Origin of the sequence: Saccharopolyspora phatthalungensis, from assembly GCF_014203395.1 — a bacterium.
Classification (GTDB): Bacteria; Actinomycetota; Actinomycetes; order Mycobacteriales; family Pseudonocardiaceae; genus Saccharopolyspora; species Saccharopolyspora phatthalungensis.
Genome location: NZ_JACHIW010000001.1, coordinates 1583937 through 1600745 on the forward strand (window position 1 = coordinate 1583937; position 16809 = coordinate 1600745).

The window sequence follows — 16809 nt, forward strand, 5'->3', positions numbered from 1 at the left end:
CCGCTCCCCGAAGCGTCGAAGCCGCCCTGCCAAGTCCTAGTAGTAGCTTCAGCATGCCCGAAAGTCGACCGTGCGAGCGCCGCCGACGCCCAAGGTTCCGCTGCGGCGAGCAACGCCCGAGGTCCTATTCGGTCTCATGCGTGCGTGCACACTAGCGCCGAGAAGTCTTGACATCGCGTGTCTCGCGCCACAATTTTCGTCGCGTTGGCCTGATCCAAACCGCGTCCACCGGCGCCAACGAGGACTGCTCCAGCAGGCGCGCACACGCAGCCGCCGATTACCCGCGACGAGCCGGTCGCCGCGATCGCCAAGCCGCCCGGTTACGGGCGGCGACATCACACCCGGACAACTCGGGGCCTTGCCGGTGTTCCCCGATGCTTTTCAGCGGAGAATGGTGGCGTGCATCACGGCCAACGAATCGATGAGCACGTACGATTGGTCTAGACCTCGACGTGAAGGGATCGGACCCGATGACCGAGGCCGCCGCCACTCCGGGCCGGAACATGACCGACGAGATCGCCCAGCAACCGGCCGTGTTCGCCGATCTGCTCGCGGGTCGCGATGTGATCGGCGAGGTCGCCGCGCACATCGCGAAACGCCGACCACGCTTCGCGCTGCTGGCCGCCCGCGGCTCCAGCGACCACGCGGCGCTCTACGCGAAGTATCTGATCGAGGTCTTGCTCGGACTGCCCGCCGGGCTGGCGTCGCCGTCGACGACCACGCTCTACGGCGCGCAACCGGACCTGACCGACGTGCTGCTGGTGTCGGTCAGCCAGAGCGGCGGCTCCCCGGACCTGCTGGAGGTCACCGAGTCCGGCCGCAAGGGGGGCGCGCTGACCGTCGCGGTCACCAACACCGCGGACTCGCCGCTGAACGCCGCCGCCGAGTTGTCGGTGGACATCCGCGCGGGCCGCGAACGGGCGGTGGCCGCAACCAAGACCTACAGCGCGACGCTGTTGGCTCTGTACCTGCTGATCGACGCGGTCCGGGGCGGCACCGGTGCAAACGCCCAGCCGATCCCCGACCTGGCGGCCAGCACCCTGGAGGCGGGCCAGGGCGCGGTGGATGACGCGGTCCGCCGTTACCGCTTCGCGGAGCGGATGGTCACCACCGGCCGCGGCTATTCGCTGGCCACGGCGGCGGAAGCGGCGCTGAAGCTCGCCGAGACCAGCTACCTTTCGGCCCGCCCCTTCAGCGGCGCGGACCTGCTGCACGGACCGGTCGCGGCGGTCGACGCGGAGACCGCGGTGCTCGCGTTGTGCAGCAACGGGCGCGGTGGCGATGCGATGCGCGAAGTGCTCGACGTGGTGCACGACCGCGGCGCCGATGTCTGCGCCATCGGCTCGGCCGCCTCCGACGTGCGCGCCTCGCACCGCATTCCGGTACCGGACTGCGCCGAAGAACTGGCGCCGGTGCTGGAGGTCCTGCCGGTCCAGCGACTGGCCCTCGGCCTGGCACTGGCCCGGGGCTTCGACCCGGACAACCCGCGCGGGCTGCGGAAGGTCACCCGCACCCGGTGAGCATCGCGCGCCCCGCGGTTGACCACCGAAACCGATGCACGTTTTTGCGGCCGGACAGGTAAAAGCCCGCCTCACCGAGGGGGCGGGGTGAAGCGGGCATCGCCAGGTTACGCCGAACGGAGCAAGCTGCAAACGTCAGGCGCGCCGGACAGTAGCGCCGACGGTCCCTAAATGTCGTACACCGCCCGCGCCGTGGCGTCGAACACCGCCGTCCGCTGTTGGTCGTCGAGTCCCGCGGTGAGCTGCCGGGCCAGGTCCATGACCTGCCCGTACTCGGCGGCGAGCGTGCACACCGGCCAGTCCGAGCCGAACATCAGCCGCTTCGGTCCGAACGCCTCCACCACCACGTCCACGTAGGGCAAGAGCCTCACCGGATCAGGTTGCCGGGCCCAGTCGTCCTCGGTGACCAATCCCGACAATTTGCACACCACGTTCGGGAAAGCGGCCAGTGTCCGGACCCGGCTCGCCCACGGCTCCAGCTCGCCGGTGGCCACCGCCGGTTTCCCGCAGTGGTCGAGCACGAAGGTCAACTGCGGGAACTGGCCGACCGCCTTGATCGCGGCGGGCAGCTGGTGCGGCCGGACCAGCAGTTCGTAGACCAGGCCGGCGTCCTCGACCGCGGCCAGGCCGTTGAGCACGTCCGGACGGATCAACCAGTCCGGGTCCGGCTCGTCCTCGGCCTGGTGCCGGATGCCCTTCAACCAGCCGCCGGACGGGTGGGTCTGCAAGCGGCCGATCCGCTCGCGGGCGTCGCGCGCGGTCAGGTCGATCCAGCCGACTACCGCCACGACGCGGTCCACGGTGTCAGCCAGCACCAGCATCTCGGGTGTCTCGTCCGGATCGGCGACGGTCTGCACCAACACCGTGGCGTCCACCGCGGACCCCTTCAGCGCGGCCTGCAGGTCGGCGGGCCGGAAGTCGCGGCGCAGCGGTTCCATCTCGACGCCGACGATCCACGGTTGGTCGCGGACGTCGAGATCCCACAGGTGGTGGTGGGTGTCGACGGTCATCGGACTCCCCCGCTCGCGCCGGAATGGGCCCGCCCGGGAACCTCACCCGCACTGTCCAAATCGGACATGCTTCGGCATGGCTCGGCAAGGTCGTCCATCGTTTCCGCTCCCCGACTGATCACGCGACGCATCGATGTATAGCCGCTCGCCGCGTCGGATGCCAAGGATCGGCGAGAACGGTCGAGGGCGGTTTTGCCCGCAAGAACGACCAGCAGCGCCCACGACGGGTAGAAAGGGCGCATGCACTGCGACGAAGCGGCGCTCGTACTCGGTCTGGACATCGGCGGCACCAGCAGCAGGGCCCTAGTCAGCGACCTGTCCGGGCGAGTGCTGGGCAGCGGCGAAGCGGCCGGGGGAAACCCGAATTCGCACCCGGCCGACGAAGCGGTGCGGCAGATCGCCAAAGCCGCGTGCGCCGCGCTGCGCGACATCGACCCGGCTGCGGTGCGCAACTGCGTGGTCGGCATGGCCGGGGTCAGCAAGATGGCCGACCCGGAGTTCAGCGAGTTGTTCGACCGCGAGTGGTCGCGGTTGGGCCTGCACTGTCCGAAGCACCCGATCAGCGACTGCGAGGTGGCCTTCGCAGCCGGGACCTCGGCCCCCGGCGGGACGGTGCTGATCGCGGGGACCGGGGCCATTGCGGCCCGCATCGAACAGCATCGGATCGCCGTGATCGTCGGCGGCCACGGCTGGTTGCTCGGCGACGAGGGCTCGGCGTTCTGGCTGGGCCGCGAAGCGGTCCGAGCCGCGCTCCGAGCGCTCGACCGCGGCGAGCCGCTGCACGGCCTCACCGCGGCGGTGCGCGATCGGCTCCTGCCGAACGCACCGGACGCTCAACGCAAGCAGTTGATCAGCGCCGTGAACGCGGCCCCGCCGATCCACCTCGCCGAGCTCGCACCGCTGGTCACGTCGGTCGGCGACGAAACGGCCGAGGACATCATCCGGCGCGCGGCGCGGGTGCTCGCCGACACGGTGGCCGCCACCCGCTCCCCCGCCGACACCAGCCCGATCGTGCTCGCCGGCGGGCTCCTCGCCCGGGGCAACCCGGTCGGCGAAGCGCTGCGCGCCGAGCTGGCGGACCGGGGCTATGGAAAGCCGCGGGTCGCCGGCTCCGGGGCGGCCGGAGCCGCCTGGTTGGCGGCCCTGGATCTCACCGCCGATCCGACGGCCCTGCACAACCGCCTGCTCGGCTAGGTCTCGATCAACGGCCGCCCGGGAGGCGGTCGCAACCCAAGAAACTCACAGGCTCTTCAGCTCCTGCAGGGCCCGGCGGATCACGTCCAGCTCCGCCTCGTCCGCCTCGACCAGCGGCAGCCGGAGGCCACCGACCCGGATGCCGACCAGGTTGAGCGCCGCCTTGACCGGGATCGGGTTGGTGGTCACCGACAGCGCGGCGTAGAGCGGCTTGAGCGAGGCGTCGATCTCGGCGCGGCGCTCCGGCTCCTCGACCATCCGCCGCATCTGGGGTCCCACCAGGTGGCTGGCCACCAGGATGCCGCCGACTCCGCCAAGGTCGAGGGCCGCCGCGAAACCGTCATCGTTGCCCGCGTAGAGGCCGAGACCGTCGATCTGGGCGAGCGCGGCGTTGTCCGCCTGCTTGACGTAGTCGATGTGCTCGACCTGGGCGAGCTCGGCGAGCAGGTCGTTGGGCAGCGACAGACCGATCCGGGACGGCACGTTGTAGAGCACCACCGGCTTGTCCGTGGCCCGGGCGATCTCGGTGAAGTGCCGGACGAGACCGCGCCGGTTGGGGCGGTTGTAGTAGGGCGTCACCGAGAGCACCGCGTCGGCGCCGAGTTCGGTCGCCCGCTGAGTCATCTCGCAAGCGTGCGCGGTGTCGTTCGATCCGGTCGACGCGATCACCGTGGCACCCGCCGGACGTTGCGAGCAGGCGAGCTCGATCAGCCGCAGGTGTTCCTCGTCGGTGAGCGTGGGCGCCTCGCCGGTCGTCCCGCAGACCACGATGCCGTCCGAGCCATGGTCGATCAGGTGGCGGAACAACGACAGGAAGGCTGCTTCGTCGACGCGTAGTTCGTCGTCGAACGGGGTGACTATCGCGGTGATCACGCTGCCGAGAGACATGAGCGCATTCTGCTCGGGTGTCCGAGCGGTGTCACATCGGGCCGTCGCTCACGCCTGCGGATGCCGCAGGCCGGGATGTTCCGCGGGCAGCGACCTGCGCACCACCCACCAGCTCGCGGCCACGCAAACCGCCACCAACGGCCAGGTCAGCGCGACCTGCGCGATGGTCAGTGAACCGGTGGCGCCCAGTAGCCACAGCGGGATGAACACGATCAGCCGAACCACGTACTGCCCGACCCAAACCCAGCTCGCCCGGCTGTACGCGCGCAGCAGCGCCCGGTCGCGACGCCACCGCCGCGCCTGGCCAAGTGCCGTGCCGACGACCACACCGAGCAGCGGCCAACGGATCGCGATGCTCGTAATCCAGGCGATCGCGCTGAGTGCGTTGGTCGCCAGCCGGGGCAGGAAGAAGTCCGCGGCATCGCCGGTGTACAGCGCGATCAGCGCGCCGAGCAGGACCGCCAGCAGGCTGATCAGCACCGCCAGCGGGCGGGCTCCCCGGTACAGCCGCCATCCCGCCAGGAGTGCGCCCACGACCACGGCCGCGCCGCCGCCGATGGCGATCGACTCGTGGCCGAAGAACCATCCGAGGCCGAATGCGATCGGCGGCAGGCTCGCATCGATCGCGCTGCCACGGCCGCCGAGCAGGCGCATGAACGAGTCGCGGTCGTCGGTCTCAGCTGCGATCTTCGTCTGCCCGTCCTGCGTCACAGTCCACAGCCTGCCCTAAGCAACGCCTCGACCGCACGTACCCGTGGCACGCACCTCGTCGACTTGACCGCGGTTTCCACCGGCACTGGGGTTTCCACCGGCACTGGGGTTTCAACTGGCCCTGGGGTTTCAACTGGCCCTGGAGTTTCAACTGGGGGTTTCAACTGGCACTGGGGCCGCTCAACGCTGACGGGCGCGGTCGAGGAGGGCGGTGAGCCGCTCCACGATGTGAGGCTTGTCGGCCGGGCGGCAGGTGACGATGTCCTGGCCGTCGGCGCGCTCGCCCTGCAAGGCATAGCGGCCCCGGTCGTTGTCGAACCAGATCAGGTTGGGCACCCGGCCGCGCGGCCCGCCCCGGCGGGCGCCGCTGACCACGAAGTGCCCGAGCCGGTACTTCTGCCCCGAAGTGATCGCGCGCAGTTCGGCCAGCCCGTCGATGTCGGCGTCCGTCGGACGGCCGCCGCTGCGATCGGCCACCGCGCGCACTCCGTCGCCGCCGCCGGGCGGGGCGTCGGGCAGCAGTTCGGCGCACACCCTCGGCAGGGTGTCCGGTGCGAGGAAGCTCATCCGCAGCCCCCGCCCGTCGAGCACGCCGAGCACGCCGACCTCGCCGGTCGCCACCACCCGCGCGGCCAGCCGGTGCCCGGCGCGCACATCTAGCAGTCCGGCGGCGGCGATCGACACCTCGGAGCTGCACAGCAGGTACAGCGCGTCCTCGACCTCGGGCTCCGGTCGGCCGTTGCGGGCCAGGCCGGTGGACTCAAGCTCCTGCCACACCTGGTGGATCAGTCGGTTGCGGTCCTCAGCGGCCTCACCGAGCCGCGGGAGCTCGAACGGGTACTGCCGCACGGTGAGGTTCAGCTGCTCACCGAGCACGTCGACCGCGGGGATCGACAGGGTGATCGTCTCGACCATCACACGCTCATTTCGAGTCGGGGTGCAACGATCGGTGCCCGGCCAGGCTCGCTGACCGGGCACCGGCCGTGCCCGCTAGAAGTCCCGGTAGCTCGACGGCGCTTCGCCCAGCACCGGCGGGGCGACCAGCCGGCCCCCGCTGTCGTCCTCTTCGAAGAGTTCATCGGCTTCGACCAGGAACTGCGGCACCGCACCGCCACCGCCCTCGCCCGGCTTGTAGCCGGAGCCGGCGCGCAGGTCGTCGTCCTCGCGCCGTTCCTCCTTGAAGTCATCGGCCGACCACGTCATGTTCCGGCCGTAGCCGGATCGGCCCGACGACGCCGCGGCCCAGGTGCCCGCCGACCCCATCGGCCCGAACCCGCCATCGGCGCGTTGGGTGAGCCTCGACGCCCGCGCCCGCAGCGCAGGGCTCTCCGGTGGGCGCTGCTGCTCCGCTGGGCGGGGCGCCAGCCCCGGTGACCCGGCTGCCGGCGGCGGTCCGGCGTTGACCGGTACCGCACCGCTCGGCGAGCCGTCCTGCCGGGCAGGCGGCGGGCCTGGCGGGCGACCGGCCGATGACATCGGACCGCTCGACGGCCCGTCCTGCGGCGGGCCGGGAGCGGCCGGAGGCCGCGGCGGCGGACCACTCATCGGGGGCGCAGGGCTTCCCGCCGGCGGCGACGGAGGACCCTGCGGAGCAACGGGACGCGGCGGGTCCGCCGCCGGCGGCCCGTCAATGGGCGGCGGCCCGGCGAGCCGGGGGCCGGGCGGGCCGTCGATGGGCGGCGGCCCGGCGAGCCGAGGCCCGGGAGGCAACGGGCCGTCGGGCGGTGGCCCAGCCTGCGGCGGCGGACCACCCGTCGGAGGCGCAGGGCTTCCCGCCGGCGGCGACGGAGGACCCTGCGGAGCAACGGGACGCGGCGGGTCCGCCACCGGCGGGCCGTCGATGGGCGGCGGCCCGGCGAGCCGAGGCCCGGGCGGGCCGTCGGGCGGTGGCCCGGGAGGCGGCTGCGGACCGCTTGGCGGGCCTAGCTGCGGCACCGGACCGCTCGGCGGACCAGGCGTCGGCGCATCATGCCGCCGCGGCGGCCCACTGTGCGACGGCGGCGCTTCGTGTCTCGGCGGCGGGCCGTCGGGCGTGGGCGGTGGACCGTCGTGCCGTGGCGGAACTGCCTGGGGCAACGGACCGCTCGACGGGCCAGCTTGCGCCAACGGACCAGTCGACGTACCCGCCTGCGGGGGCGGCGCCGGAGCGTCCAGTCGGGGCGACGGACCATCGGACGAGGGCGGCAACGGGGCTTCGTGTGGCGGCCCGGCCTGCGGCTGCGGACCACTCGGCGGGCCCAGCTGCGGCACCCGACCGCTCGGCGGACCAGGCGTCGGCGCATCATGCCGCCGCGGCGTCCCATCCGGCGCAGCCGGCACCTGAGGCTTTGGCGTTGAACCACGCAACGGGCCGCCTTGCACCTGGGGCAGTGGGCCGTTCGACGGGCCATCATGGATCGGCGGCAACGGGGCACTCTGCGGGCTGTCTTGCGGTGGCGGGGGCGGCGAGACCGAACCGCTCAGGCCACCGGCGAAACTCGCGGGACGCTGCGCTTCTTCGAACGGATCCGGTTCGAGCGAACCGGAGAGTTCCGCCGCCGGTTCCCGAGCGGCAAGCGGTGGCGGCCGTTCGTCGAGCCAGCCGAGATCGCCGGAGAGCGCCGATACGCCACTGCTCGGCGTCTTCGGCGCTTCTGGACGTTCCGGCAAGGGCGCCGACCGGGCGTCCTGGAGCTGCCCGCGCTGCTCGTGTTCGAAACGATCGGCGAGCTGTTCGGCGCGCTGCCAGAGCGCGAACGGATGCGGTTCCGCCGCCAATGCGGCGAACTCGCCGCGCAAGTCGAAGCGCGGCTGGCGCGGCGCCGGCCGGGATCCGCCAGATGCGGGCGATTCCCCGGGCGCGGGCGGTGCGCCGGGCGGCAACTCACCGCCGAGCGAGCCGCGCATCGGCGCATCGGCGCGGCGTCGTCCTCCCGGGCCGGCGGCCCGGGAGTGCGCGTCGAAGCCCGCTGGCCCCGGCGCGGGCGCCGGATTCTGCGGAGACGTCACGGTTCCCCCAGGTATTCGGGACGGTCCGGGTGCCGCGCGGTGTCCAGGCTGGCCCGGAGTGCAGGCACGCCGGAAACGACGCAATGGAGCATGATGCCGTTCCCCAACTCAACTGACCGCGATGGCGCGAAAGAGCAGACGACGCTGTGTCTTCCCGAACGCACATCGAGCTGTCACCTGCATCGATCGCGACATTGCGGGCCCCCTCATTGCTTCTGCTACCGCCGAAGGACAGTAGCAGCTGCCGTTCACCCGTATCGGTGTTTCGAACAATAGCCACTCCCTTGCGGCCACGACGCCGGAAAAGTTCGGCGCGGCAACGGAAAACACCCGCGGCATGCCCGAAACCGGCGAATCGGACGGGAATTCTAGACAATTCGGTGGCGTTACTCACTCTGGCGGAACGGACATTGGCGCAGGTAGCAGTCCCGAGCGCCACTGTGGTTTCCGCATCAGCGCACGTGCGGAAATCGCCAGGAAGGACATCGTCAACGGAATCGCAGCGCAGCGTCGGCTCGGCACGCTGGGACAGCTTCGTCGCGCTGGGGGACAGCTTCACCGAAGGCCTCGCCGACGCCGATCCGAACGGAAACCGGGCAGTGGCCGCCGATCGGCCGGGGCCCGGGAAAGACGAAGTGCGGACCTTCGGCGGGAGCCCCCACTCCGCGCCGAAAGCCCGCACTCACCCCCAACGTCCATTCGGGAAACCGCCCCGAATGTCAAACCCCCTTCGGTCGCCCCGGCCGGCCACGAGTGCCGGCCGGGGCGACCGGGCGACAATCCCCCGTGTTCCCCCCCAGAGCCGCCCGTACGTGCGAATCATGCACGGCTTGATCCGCACGCCATGAAAGTTCCCAGCGGGCACTAGACACCCGCTAAACGTCGGCTAAACGCCGCTTTAGCAAGCGGCTGCGGTGAGGTCTTCCAGCCGCTCGCGGACCTCTGTCGTGCGCGGCGAGCCCTCCGCTTCGAAGATCGCCAGCGCGGTGTCCCAGCGGGTCCGCGCGACCTCCAGGTCGCCGCGGGAACGGGCGGCGTCGCCGAGGCCGAGGTAGGCCGATGCCTGACGCATGGCGGAGCCGCACTTCAACGCGACGTCCAGGGCCTCGTGGTGGAACCGCTCCCCATCGGCGATCCGGCCCAGTTCGATGCTGACCTCGCCGCAGTTGTTCAGCACCATCGCGAGCGTCTCCAGATCATCGGCATCCCGGTACAGCGACTCGGCCTCGCGCAGGTGCGCCAGCGCCTCCGCCAACTCGCCGTTGACCTGCTCGACCATGGCGAGGTTGTTCAGCGCCCCGGCCACGAAGTACCGGTCCCCCAAGGAGCGATAGACCCGCAGCGCGTCCTGGCAGTGCACCTTCGCCTCGTCGTAGCGCTTGAGCCGGAACAGCACGCTGCCCATGTTGACCTGCGTCATCGCCAGCCGGGCGGGGTCACCGGTCTGCACCGCCACCCGGTAGGACTCGTCGTAGTGCGCGAGCGCGGCGTCGAGCTGGCCGGATCGCGAGTGCGCCACCCCTAACCCGGCCGACATCAGCACCTTGCCCGCCGCGTCGTCGACCGCGCGGGCGGAGTGGAGCCCGTCGGTGTAGATCCGGATCCAGTCCTCCCAGGGGCAGCGCACCATCAGATAGTTGAACTGCAGTCGCACCAGCGGCCAGGCGAGTTCGTGCATGCCTTCCGCGTTGGCCGCCCGGACCGCGGCGACCAGGTTGGGCCATTCGGCGTCGAACCACTCCAGTGCCTGGGTCCGGTCGGTGATCTCTGGCCGGGGCACGTCGGTGCCGCTGGAGAAGTCGAGGTCGTCCCGGGCGGGACGGAGGAAGCGGCGCGCGTGGTCGGCCGTGACGAGGTAGTGCTTCAGCAACCGGCGCAGCGCTTCGCTGCCGACCGCGCTCGGCGCGGCGAGCAGGTCTCGGGCGTAGACGCGCAGCAGGTCGTGCATGCCGAACCGGTCCGGCGCCGGCTCGGTGACCAGGTGCGCCAGGGCCAACGCCCGCAGCCGCCGCTGCGCGCTGGACGGATCGGTGGCGCACAGCGCGGCGACGGCGTGCGCGGTGAAGTTGTGCCCCGGCACGAGCCCGAGCAGCCGGAATGTTTCGGCGTGCACAGGGTGCAGGCTCCGGTAGGAGATGTCGAACGCGCGGCGGACGCTGGTGTCGGCGTCGTCGATGTCCAGCGCGTGCAGCCGGTTGCGCTCATCGGTGAGCTCGTGCACCAGGTCGGACACGCCGCGCGCCGGGTTCGCCGCGAGTCGCGCGGCGGCGATCCGCAGCGCCAGCGGCAATCCGCCGCACAGTTCCGCCAGTTCGGCGGCGGCTGCCGGTTCAGCGGCGGACTTGCCCGGCACACCCGCACGGTCCAGCAGTTCGATCGCGGTCTCGGTCGGCAGGGTTTCCAGCGGCAGCACCCGAGCCCCGCTGCGCACCACCAACCCGTCCAGCCGCCGCCTGCTGGTGATCAGCACCAACGACTCGGCGCTACCCGGCAGCAGCGGCCGCACCTGCTCGGAATCCCGCGCGTTGTCGAGCAGCACCAACACCCGCCGCTTGGCCAGCAACGACCGATACAGCGCCGTGCGGGCGTCCAGCTCGACCGGGATTGCGTTCGCCGCGACACCAAGCGTTTTCAGCATGCTGGTCAGCGCCTCGCCGGGGGTCAGCGGCTCGCGCTCCGAGTCGAAGCCGCGCAGCGACGCGTACAGCTGCCCGTCGGGAAACTCGTGCTCGACGCGATGCGCCCAGGTCAGCGCCAGTGCGCTCTTGCCCACACCCGCGGTGCCCGTTACCACGGCGAGCAGGCTGGAAACGCGTTCGCGCTCGGCCAGCATCCGATCGAGCGCGGCGAACTCGCGCTGGCGGCCGACGAATCCGGCCGGGGCCGGGGGAAGCTCGGCGGGGATCGGGCGTTTGATGCCGAGCCCGGGTTCCGGTCGGCGATGCGGGTTGCGCAGGGTGGGGTCGTCGCGGAGCAGCCGCTCGTAGAGTTCGCGTAGTTCGGGTCCGGGATCCAGACCGAGCTCATTGGACAGCCGCAGGCGCAACGCGTGGTAGCGGGACTGCGCCTCAGCGCGGTGGCCCGCGCGGTAATTGGCCAGCATGAGCTGGCCGGTGAGCCGTTCCCGCAGCGGGTTCCGGTCGACCAGCGTGGACAGCTCCAGCACCAGCTGGTGGTGCCGGCCGAGTTCCAGGTCCGCCGCCACCCGCTCCTCTAACGCGAGCAACCGCAGCTCGTCGAGGTTGGGTGCGACCATCCGGTACAGCCGACTGCTGGCGATGTCCGAGAGCACCGGGCCCTGCCATAAGGTCAACGCCTCGGCCAGCACCCGCGACCGCTCGAAGGGTTCCATGCCGTGCGCGCGGTTGATCAGCGCTCGCGCGCGGTGTGCATCGACCCGGTCGCTGTCCACCCGCAGCAGGTAGCCGGGTGGACGGGTGATGATCTCGGGCCGTTGCGGTCCGCCGCTGAAGAGCTTGCGCAGCCGGGAGACGTAGCCGTGGATGATGGTGCGGGCGCTGGCCGGCGGCTCCTGGTCCCACAGCGTTTCGATCAGCCGATCCATCGAGACGACCTGGTTCGGTTCCAGCAACAGGCAGGCCAGCAGAGCGCGAACCGGGGCGCTGCCCAGCGATTGGGCAAGGCCGTCGACACGCACTTCGAAGGGCCCGAGCAGGCGGAACTCGAACCCCGTGCCCGGTGTCTCGATCGAGTTCTGCCCCGCCATCATCTCCAAAATTCGACTTTCGCTCATATTTTGTTGAGCCTTCAGACAGTCTCGGCCAAGGCGCACACCGAGTCCACACCCTGGGCAGCCCACGCGGCGACGAGCCCGGCCCCCCGAACCGGACACACCGTAACGATCATCCGCCGAAAGTGGATGTACCCCTGGCCCCCGGTTCACCCCAATGGAGCCATGCCCGATTCCTGCTCAGATGTACCACTCCGCCCCGTTCTTGCCGTGAACACCTCCCGGGGCGCGGATACGCCAAGTAAAGTCGGAACACAGCCGATCACTCGTACGAGGACACTGTGGAAGGAGAGCCCCACCTGTGCCCACGCCGTCCACAGTGGTCGATAGCGCAGTGGCCTGCCTGCTCGGCGGGGCGCTGGGCGATGCGCTCGGCAGCCCGGTCGAGTACGCGCAGCTGGACGACATCCGTGCCGAATTCGGCCAGGCCGGCGTCGCCGAACCACCCCCGCAGGCGCTGCTGGGCGACGCCACTCAGATGTCGCTGTTCACCGGCGAGGGCTTCCTGCACGCCTGGACAACCGGCAACAACGGCGGGAAGTGGCGTCCCGTCGAGTCCACCGCCGCCGCTTACCGTCGGTGGTTGATTACCCAGCAGGAGGACAAGCCGCCACCCGGGGTCACCGGCTTGCTCGCCGAACCCGAGCTTTACGCCAATCGGGCGCCCGGCCTGACCAGCCTTCGTGCGCTGCAGGAACCCGAGCTCGGCACGCCGGACCGGCCGCGCAACACCTCCAAGGGCTGCGGCGGGGTGGATCGCAGCGCGCCCCTCGGCTTCGCGCCGACCGCCGAGATGGCCTACCAGCTGGCCTGCCAATGCGCCGCGCTTACCCACGGCGGAGTTGGCGGCTGGGCATCTGCTGGGGCACTGGCGCTCATCGTGCACCTGGTCGCGGTGCAGCAGCGGAAGTTGCCCGCCGCGGTGGATCAGGCGGCGGGCCGGGTATTGCGCGAGGACGTCGAGACCGCGAGCGCCCTCGCGGAGGCATCGACCCTGGCCCGGTTGGGCGCGAGCGTCGGCCACATCGAACGGCTCGGACAGGGGTGGGTCGGCCCGGAGGCGCTGGCCATCGGCGTCTACTGCGCGCTGGCACTGCCGAAGCCGGACCAGTTCGCCGACGCCCTGCGGCTGGCGGTCAACCACTCCGGACACAGCGACTCCACCGCGGCCGTGACCGGAAGCATTCTCGGCGCCCGGCACGGCACGGCGGTACTGCCGCGCTCATGGCTGGCCCGGCTGGAACTGGCGGACGTGATCGAGCGAATCGGCCAAGACCTCGGGGCGTCCTGCGTTGGTGAGCAGTTCAACGAACGCCGCTACCTCGGGCTTGCCTGATGCCCGCGGCGGCGTTTCGCCTTGGCGAACTCCCATGAGCACGTTGCGGCGCTGCGACACCCGAGGGCACCTGAAGCGCGGAACCGGTGACGTCAGGGTCCTGGGGGGCGCGCCGCCTTGACCCGGACGACCGCAACGGCCACGGCGAGGAATCCAATGTTGAAGGCCATGTGCACCGTGGCCACGGCGCGAGCGAACTGCGACACCGCGTGCACGTCTCCGAAGCCGACCGTGCTGGTGATCGCCAGCGAGAAGTAGAGGGCGTCGGTCTTGGTGCGTAACTGCGCGACCGAACCCGGATCGTGGCTGGAGAGTCCGAAGTAGACGGCTGCGAAGAACAGCACGGCCAGGTACAACGCCGCGACCACCCCGGCGATGGAACTGCCGTGGCGGGCGCCTTCGAGCCGGAATCGGCGCACCTGCATCATGATCAACGACGAGATCGCGGCCAGGCCGATGGCGAAGAGCACCACCGAGTTCACGGTGCCGACCAGACCGAATTGGCCGATTGGCAGCACGTAATACACGACGGTACACAGCGCCACCGCGCCCAGCGCCGTCGCCAGGTTGATCAGGACCTTCTTCCGGCTCCTACCGGGCACGAAGGCCAGCGTGGGTCAACCTCGGGTGTGCCGCCATTCGGCCCCGGTCACTGACCAGGCGTCCACGGAAACCGCGGTCAGGCGGCGACCGAGGTCCGGGCCAGGCGGCGGGTGCCGACCACCCGGCACACCAGGTAGATCACGAACGAGATGATCGTCACGAAGGCGCTCACCGGAGCCCCCGGCGCCAGCGACAGGGTGATGCCGCCGAGCACCGCGGCCTCGGCGAACACCACGGCCAGCACCGTCGCCTTGACGGGACTCGCGGTCACCCGCGCCGCGGCGGCCCCCGGCGTCACCATCAGGGCCAACACCAGCAAGGCGCCGACGGTGTACACGCCGAGCGCGGTCGCCACGCCGACCAGGACCGCGAACAGCGGCGTCAGCACCCGGGACGGTACGCCCCGGGCCACCGCGACGTCCGGATCGACGCTGGCGAACAGCAGCGGGCGATACACGAAAGCCATCACCAGCAACACGAGTGCCGCACAACCCGCCAACAGCAGCACGTCCGACGAATTGACCCCGACGATCTGGCCCACCAGCAGGCTGAACTTGTTCGCGGTCCGCTCCGGGTTCAGCCACAGCAGCAGCACCCCGACGCCGAGCCCGAAGGACAAGATCGCGCCGATCACCGAATCGCGTTCGGTGCCGCGCTGCCCCAGCAAGCCGAGCAGCAGTGCCGCGACCACCGCCCCGGCGAGCGCTCCGACACCGACGCCGATGCCGATCAGCAACGCTGCGGCGGCACCGGTGAAGGCGAGCTCGGCGGTGCCGTGAACGGCGAAGGACATCTTCCGCGCGACGATGAGCGGTGCCAGGCAGCCGGACACCAGGCCGAGCGCGGCCGCCGCCAGCAGCGCCTCCTGGACGAACGGATAGCCGAGCAGGTTCACCGTGGTCGTGAAGTCCAGGATCTTGCCCAGGGCATCGGTGAATGCGTTCACGCCTCATCCGCCTCTTGCACGTGGTGGTCGTGATCATCGGCGCCGGCCACCACGAGCCGGGCGCCGACGCGGGCGACCTCGATGTCGGTGCGGTACAGCTCGGACAGCGTCGCCGAGTTCATCACCTCGTCCGGACTACCGATCCGGAACCGGCCGCCCACCAGGTAGAGCACCCGGTCGACCAGCGGCAGCACCGGATTGATCTCGTGCGTGACGAACAGGACCGCGGCGTCGCGCTCCCGCGCCTGGTTCGCGATCAACCGGCTGACCTTGCGCTGGTGCGAGATGTCCAGCGACAGCAGCGGCTCGTCGCACAGCAGCACCGACGGGTCGCTGACCAGCGCCTGCGCCACGCGGAGCCGCTGCTGCTCGCCGCCCGAGAGCAGGCCCAGCGGCATCCGCGCGTATTCGGTCGCCTCGACCGCGCGCAGCGCAGCCGCCACCCGGCGCTTGCGCTCGCGGCGGCTGCGGATGCCCAAGCCCCAGTGGTGACCGTCCAGCCCGAGACCGACCAGATCGCTGCCGCGCACCGTCACCGTGGCTTCCAGGGCCCGCTGCTGCGGGATGTAGCCGATGCGGTTGCTACCGCGCTGGGCCGGCGCACCGGCGATCTCGATGGTGCCCGCGGAGAGCTGCTGCAAGCCGAGCAGCACCCGCAAGAGGCTCGTCTTGCCGGAACCGTTCGGTCCGAGCACGGCCAGGAATTCGCCCGGCGCGACGTCCAGGTCCAGGCCGGACCACAGGACACGGGGGCCGTAGGAGAGCGTCGCGTCGCGCAGCCGTACGGCGGGGGCCGTTGTGGTCCGCGCGACGGTGGGCTCGGTCTCGGAGCTGGCTGTCATAACTCAGCGATTCTGGTTTAAGGCGTTCTGCAACGCGGTGATTTGGGCGTCCATCCACTGCACGTAGGTCTTGTCCTGCGGCAACGTCTCGGTCATCTCCACCACCGGGGTCTGGTTCTGCTCGGCGGCAGCGCGCACGTTGCGGGTGACCGGCGACTCGGTCTGCGGGTTGTAGATGACCGCCGCGGCCTGCTTGGCGTTCACGACGTTCTGGATCTCGGCGACCGCGGCCGCCGACGGGTCGCTCTCCGCCTCGACGGCGTTGACGAACCCGGGCGGGGTGATGTCCTGCAGCTGCGCCGCCTCCACCAGGTAATGCGCGACCGGCTCGGTGACGATCACCCGCTTGCCGTGGTTCGCCGCGGCGATCTCGCCGACCCGGCCCTCCAACGCGTCGACCTGCTGCTCGAAGCGGTCGGCGGCCTGGTGGAACTGCTCGGTCTTGGCCGGCTGCAGCTTGCCCAGTTCGGTGGCGACCTGATCGGCCACCTCGTGCACCACGTGCATGTCGTACCAGACGTGTTCGTTCACCGAGTGGTCGTGGCCCCCGTGGTCGTGCTCGTCGGCTGCGCCATGCTCACCCGCGGGCTGGGCGTGCTCGTCCTTGAACGCCTCCACGGTGGGCTTGCCCTGCCCGCCGTTGCCCAGGATCTGCTCCATGAACTCGTCGTACCCGCCGCCATTGAGCACCACCAACTGTGCCTCGGTAACCTTCGCGGCATCCTGCGGGCTGCTCTCGTAGGAGTGCGGGTCGGCGCTGGGGTCCTTAATGATCGACTCCACCTCGACGCCGTCGCCGCCGACGGCCTGCACGACGCTGGCCCACACGTTCGTGGAGGCGATGACCTTGATCTTGTCACCGCCGCCCGGAGCCGCCTGGTCACCGGTGCCGCAGGCCGTCAGGGCGAGGGCGGTGGCGGTGAGGCCGGCTAAGGCAGTGGCAGCAGAGCGGCTGCGGACGGTCATCGATGCACTCCTCGGTGGTCGGCCTGTGACGCAGTGGGATGACGGCTTACTGCG

13 protein-coding genes are annotated in these 16809 nt (G+C 70.8%); 3 read left to right on the plus strand and 10 right to left on the minus strand.

All coding sequences use genetic code 11. From position 1 onward, the window contains the following. The first annotated feature begins 470 nt into the window (after positions 1–470). Positions 471–1520 carry an SIS domain-containing protein gene (locus BJ970_RS07010; protein ID WP_184725188.1) on the plus strand — a complete coding sequence of 350 codons (1050 nt, stop codon included), beginning with the start codon at positions 471–473 and terminating at the stop codon, positions 1518–1520. A 167-nt stretch (positions 1521–1687) separates the two neighbouring features. Here BJ970_RS07010 and BJ970_RS07015 read toward each other — a convergent pair whose 3' ends face one another. Continuing rightward, positions 1688–2530, minus strand: coding sequence for an amidohydrolase family protein (locus BJ970_RS07015; protein ID WP_184725190.1), 843 nt, complete (start codon positions 2528–2530; stop codon positions 1688–1690). Between the two features lie 240 nt (positions 2531–2770). Here BJ970_RS07015 and BJ970_RS07020 point away from each other — a divergent pair, with 240 nt between their 5' ends. After that, entirely contained in the window at positions 2771–3724 is a 954-nt protein-coding gene (locus tag BJ970_RS07020) for an N-acetylglucosamine kinase (RefSeq protein WP_184725192.1), read from the plus strand. 45 nt (positions 3725–3769) lie between these two features. On the opposite strand, the gene dapA is transcribed toward BJ970_RS07020, so the two are convergent. The 5 genes from dapA to BJ970_RS07045 all read right to left on the minus strand — a co-directional run bounded on the left by dapA (position 3770) and on the right by BJ970_RS07045 (position 12065). Next, positions 3770–4612, minus strand: a complete 843-nt coding sequence (dapA, locus tag BJ970_RS07025; protein ID WP_184725194.1) for a 4-hydroxy-tetrahydrodipicolinate synthase — start codon at positions 4610–4612, stop codon at positions 3770–3772. A 48-nt stretch (positions 4613–4660) separates the two neighbouring features. Beyond that, the gene (locus BJ970_RS07030; RefSeq protein ID WP_312864146.1) at positions 4661–5323 is read right to left on the minus strand and encodes a DUF3159 domain-containing protein; all 663 of its coding nucleotides are present in this window, start codon (positions 5321–5323) and stop codon (positions 4661–4663) included. 180 nt (positions 5324–5503) lie between these two features. Further along, complete coding sequence (locus tag BJ970_RS07035) at positions 5504–6238, minus strand: ESX secretion-associated protein EspG (RefSeq protein ID WP_184725196.1); 735 nt, start codon at positions 6236–6238, stop codon at positions 5504–5506. A 75-nt stretch (positions 6239–6313) separates the two neighbouring features. Next, the gene (locus tag BJ970_RS38800; protein WP_184725198.1) at positions 6314–6799 is read right to left on the minus strand and encodes a hypothetical protein; all 486 of its coding nucleotides are present in this window, start codon (positions 6797–6799) and stop codon (positions 6314–6316) included. Positions 6800–9209: 2410 nt separating this feature from the next. Then, positions 9210–12065 carry an AfsR/SARP family transcriptional regulator gene (locus BJ970_RS07045; protein ID WP_246470754.1) on the minus strand — a complete coding sequence of 952 codons (2856 nt, stop codon included), beginning with the start codon at positions 12063–12065 and terminating at the stop codon, positions 9210–9212. A 298-nt stretch (positions 12066–12363) separates the two neighbouring features. Between BJ970_RS07045 and BJ970_RS07050 the strand changes: the two genes are divergently transcribed. Then, positions 12364–13398, plus strand: coding sequence for an ADP-ribosylglycohydrolase family protein (locus BJ970_RS07050; RefSeq protein WP_312864147.1), 1035 nt, complete (start codon positions 12364–12366; stop codon positions 13396–13398). 92 nt (positions 13399–13490) lie between these two features. Here the strand turns inward: BJ970_RS07050 and BJ970_RS07055 are convergent, their stop codons facing one another. From BJ970_RS07055 to BJ970_RS07070, 4 genes are all read right to left on the minus strand, one after another. Beyond that, positions 13491–14000, minus strand: coding sequence for an ion channel (locus tag BJ970_RS07055; RefSeq protein ID WP_184725200.1), 510 nt, complete (start codon positions 13998–14000; stop codon positions 13491–13493). Positions 14001–14077: 77 nt separating this feature from the next. Next, positions 14078–14947 carry a metal ABC transporter permease gene (locus BJ970_RS07060; RefSeq protein ID WP_184725202.1) on the minus strand — a complete coding sequence of 290 codons (870 nt, stop codon included), beginning with the start codon at positions 14945–14947 and terminating at the stop codon, positions 14078–14080. Continuing rightward, positions 14944–15789, minus strand: a complete 846-nt coding sequence (locus tag BJ970_RS07065) for a metal ABC transporter ATP-binding protein (RefSeq protein WP_184725204.1) — start codon at positions 15787–15789, stop codon at positions 14944–14946. The genes BJ970_RS07060 and BJ970_RS07065 overlap by 4 nt, the downstream gene beginning before the upstream one ends. Before the next feature lie 3 nt (positions 15790–15792). Continuing rightward, complete coding sequence (locus BJ970_RS07070) at positions 15793–16755, minus strand: metal ABC transporter solute-binding protein, Zn/Mn family (RefSeq protein WP_184725206.1); 963 nt, start codon at positions 16753–16755, stop codon at positions 15793–15795. Positions 16756–16809 lie beyond the last annotated feature (54 nt).

What these genes read in the sequence shown, in the direction of transcription:
- BJ970_RS38800 (WP_184725198.1), bottom strand. Translation starts at nt 6,799, where the DNA reads ATGTCATCGGCCGGTCGCCCGCCAGGCCCGCCGCCTGCCCGGCAGGAC.
- BJ970_RS07035 (WP_184725196.1), bottom strand. Translation starts at nt 6,238, where the DNA reads ATGGTCGAGACGATCACCCTGTCGATCCCCGCGGTCGACGTGCTCGGT.
- BJ970_RS07010 (WP_184725188.1), top strand. Translation starts at nt 471, where the DNA reads ATGACCGAGGCCGCCGCCACTCCGGGCCGGAACATGACCGACGAGATC.
- BJ970_RS07065 (WP_184725204.1), bottom strand. Translation starts at nt 15,789, where the DNA reads ATGACAGCCAGCTCCGAGACCGAGCCCACCGTCGCGCGGACCACAACG.
- dapA (WP_184725194.1), bottom strand. Translation starts at nt 4,612, where the DNA reads ATGTCTCTCGGCAGCGTGATCACCGCGATAGTCACCCCGTTCGACGAC.
- BJ970_RS07070 (WP_184725206.1), bottom strand. Translation starts at nt 16,755, where the DNA reads ATGACCGTCCGCAGCCGCTCTGCTGCCACTGCCTTAGCCGGCCTCACC.
- BJ970_RS07045 (WP_246470754.1), bottom strand. Translation starts at nt 12,065, where the DNA reads ATGAGCGAAAGTCGAATTTTGGAGATGATGGCGGGGCAGAACTCGATC.
- BJ970_RS07020 (WP_184725192.1), top strand. Translation starts at nt 2,771, where the DNA reads ATGCACTGCGACGAAGCGGCGCTCGTACTCGGTCTGGACATCGGCGGC.
- BJ970_RS07015 (WP_184725190.1), bottom strand. Translation starts at nt 2,530, where the DNA reads ATGACCGTCGACACCCACCACCACCTGTGGGATCTCGACGTCCGCGAC.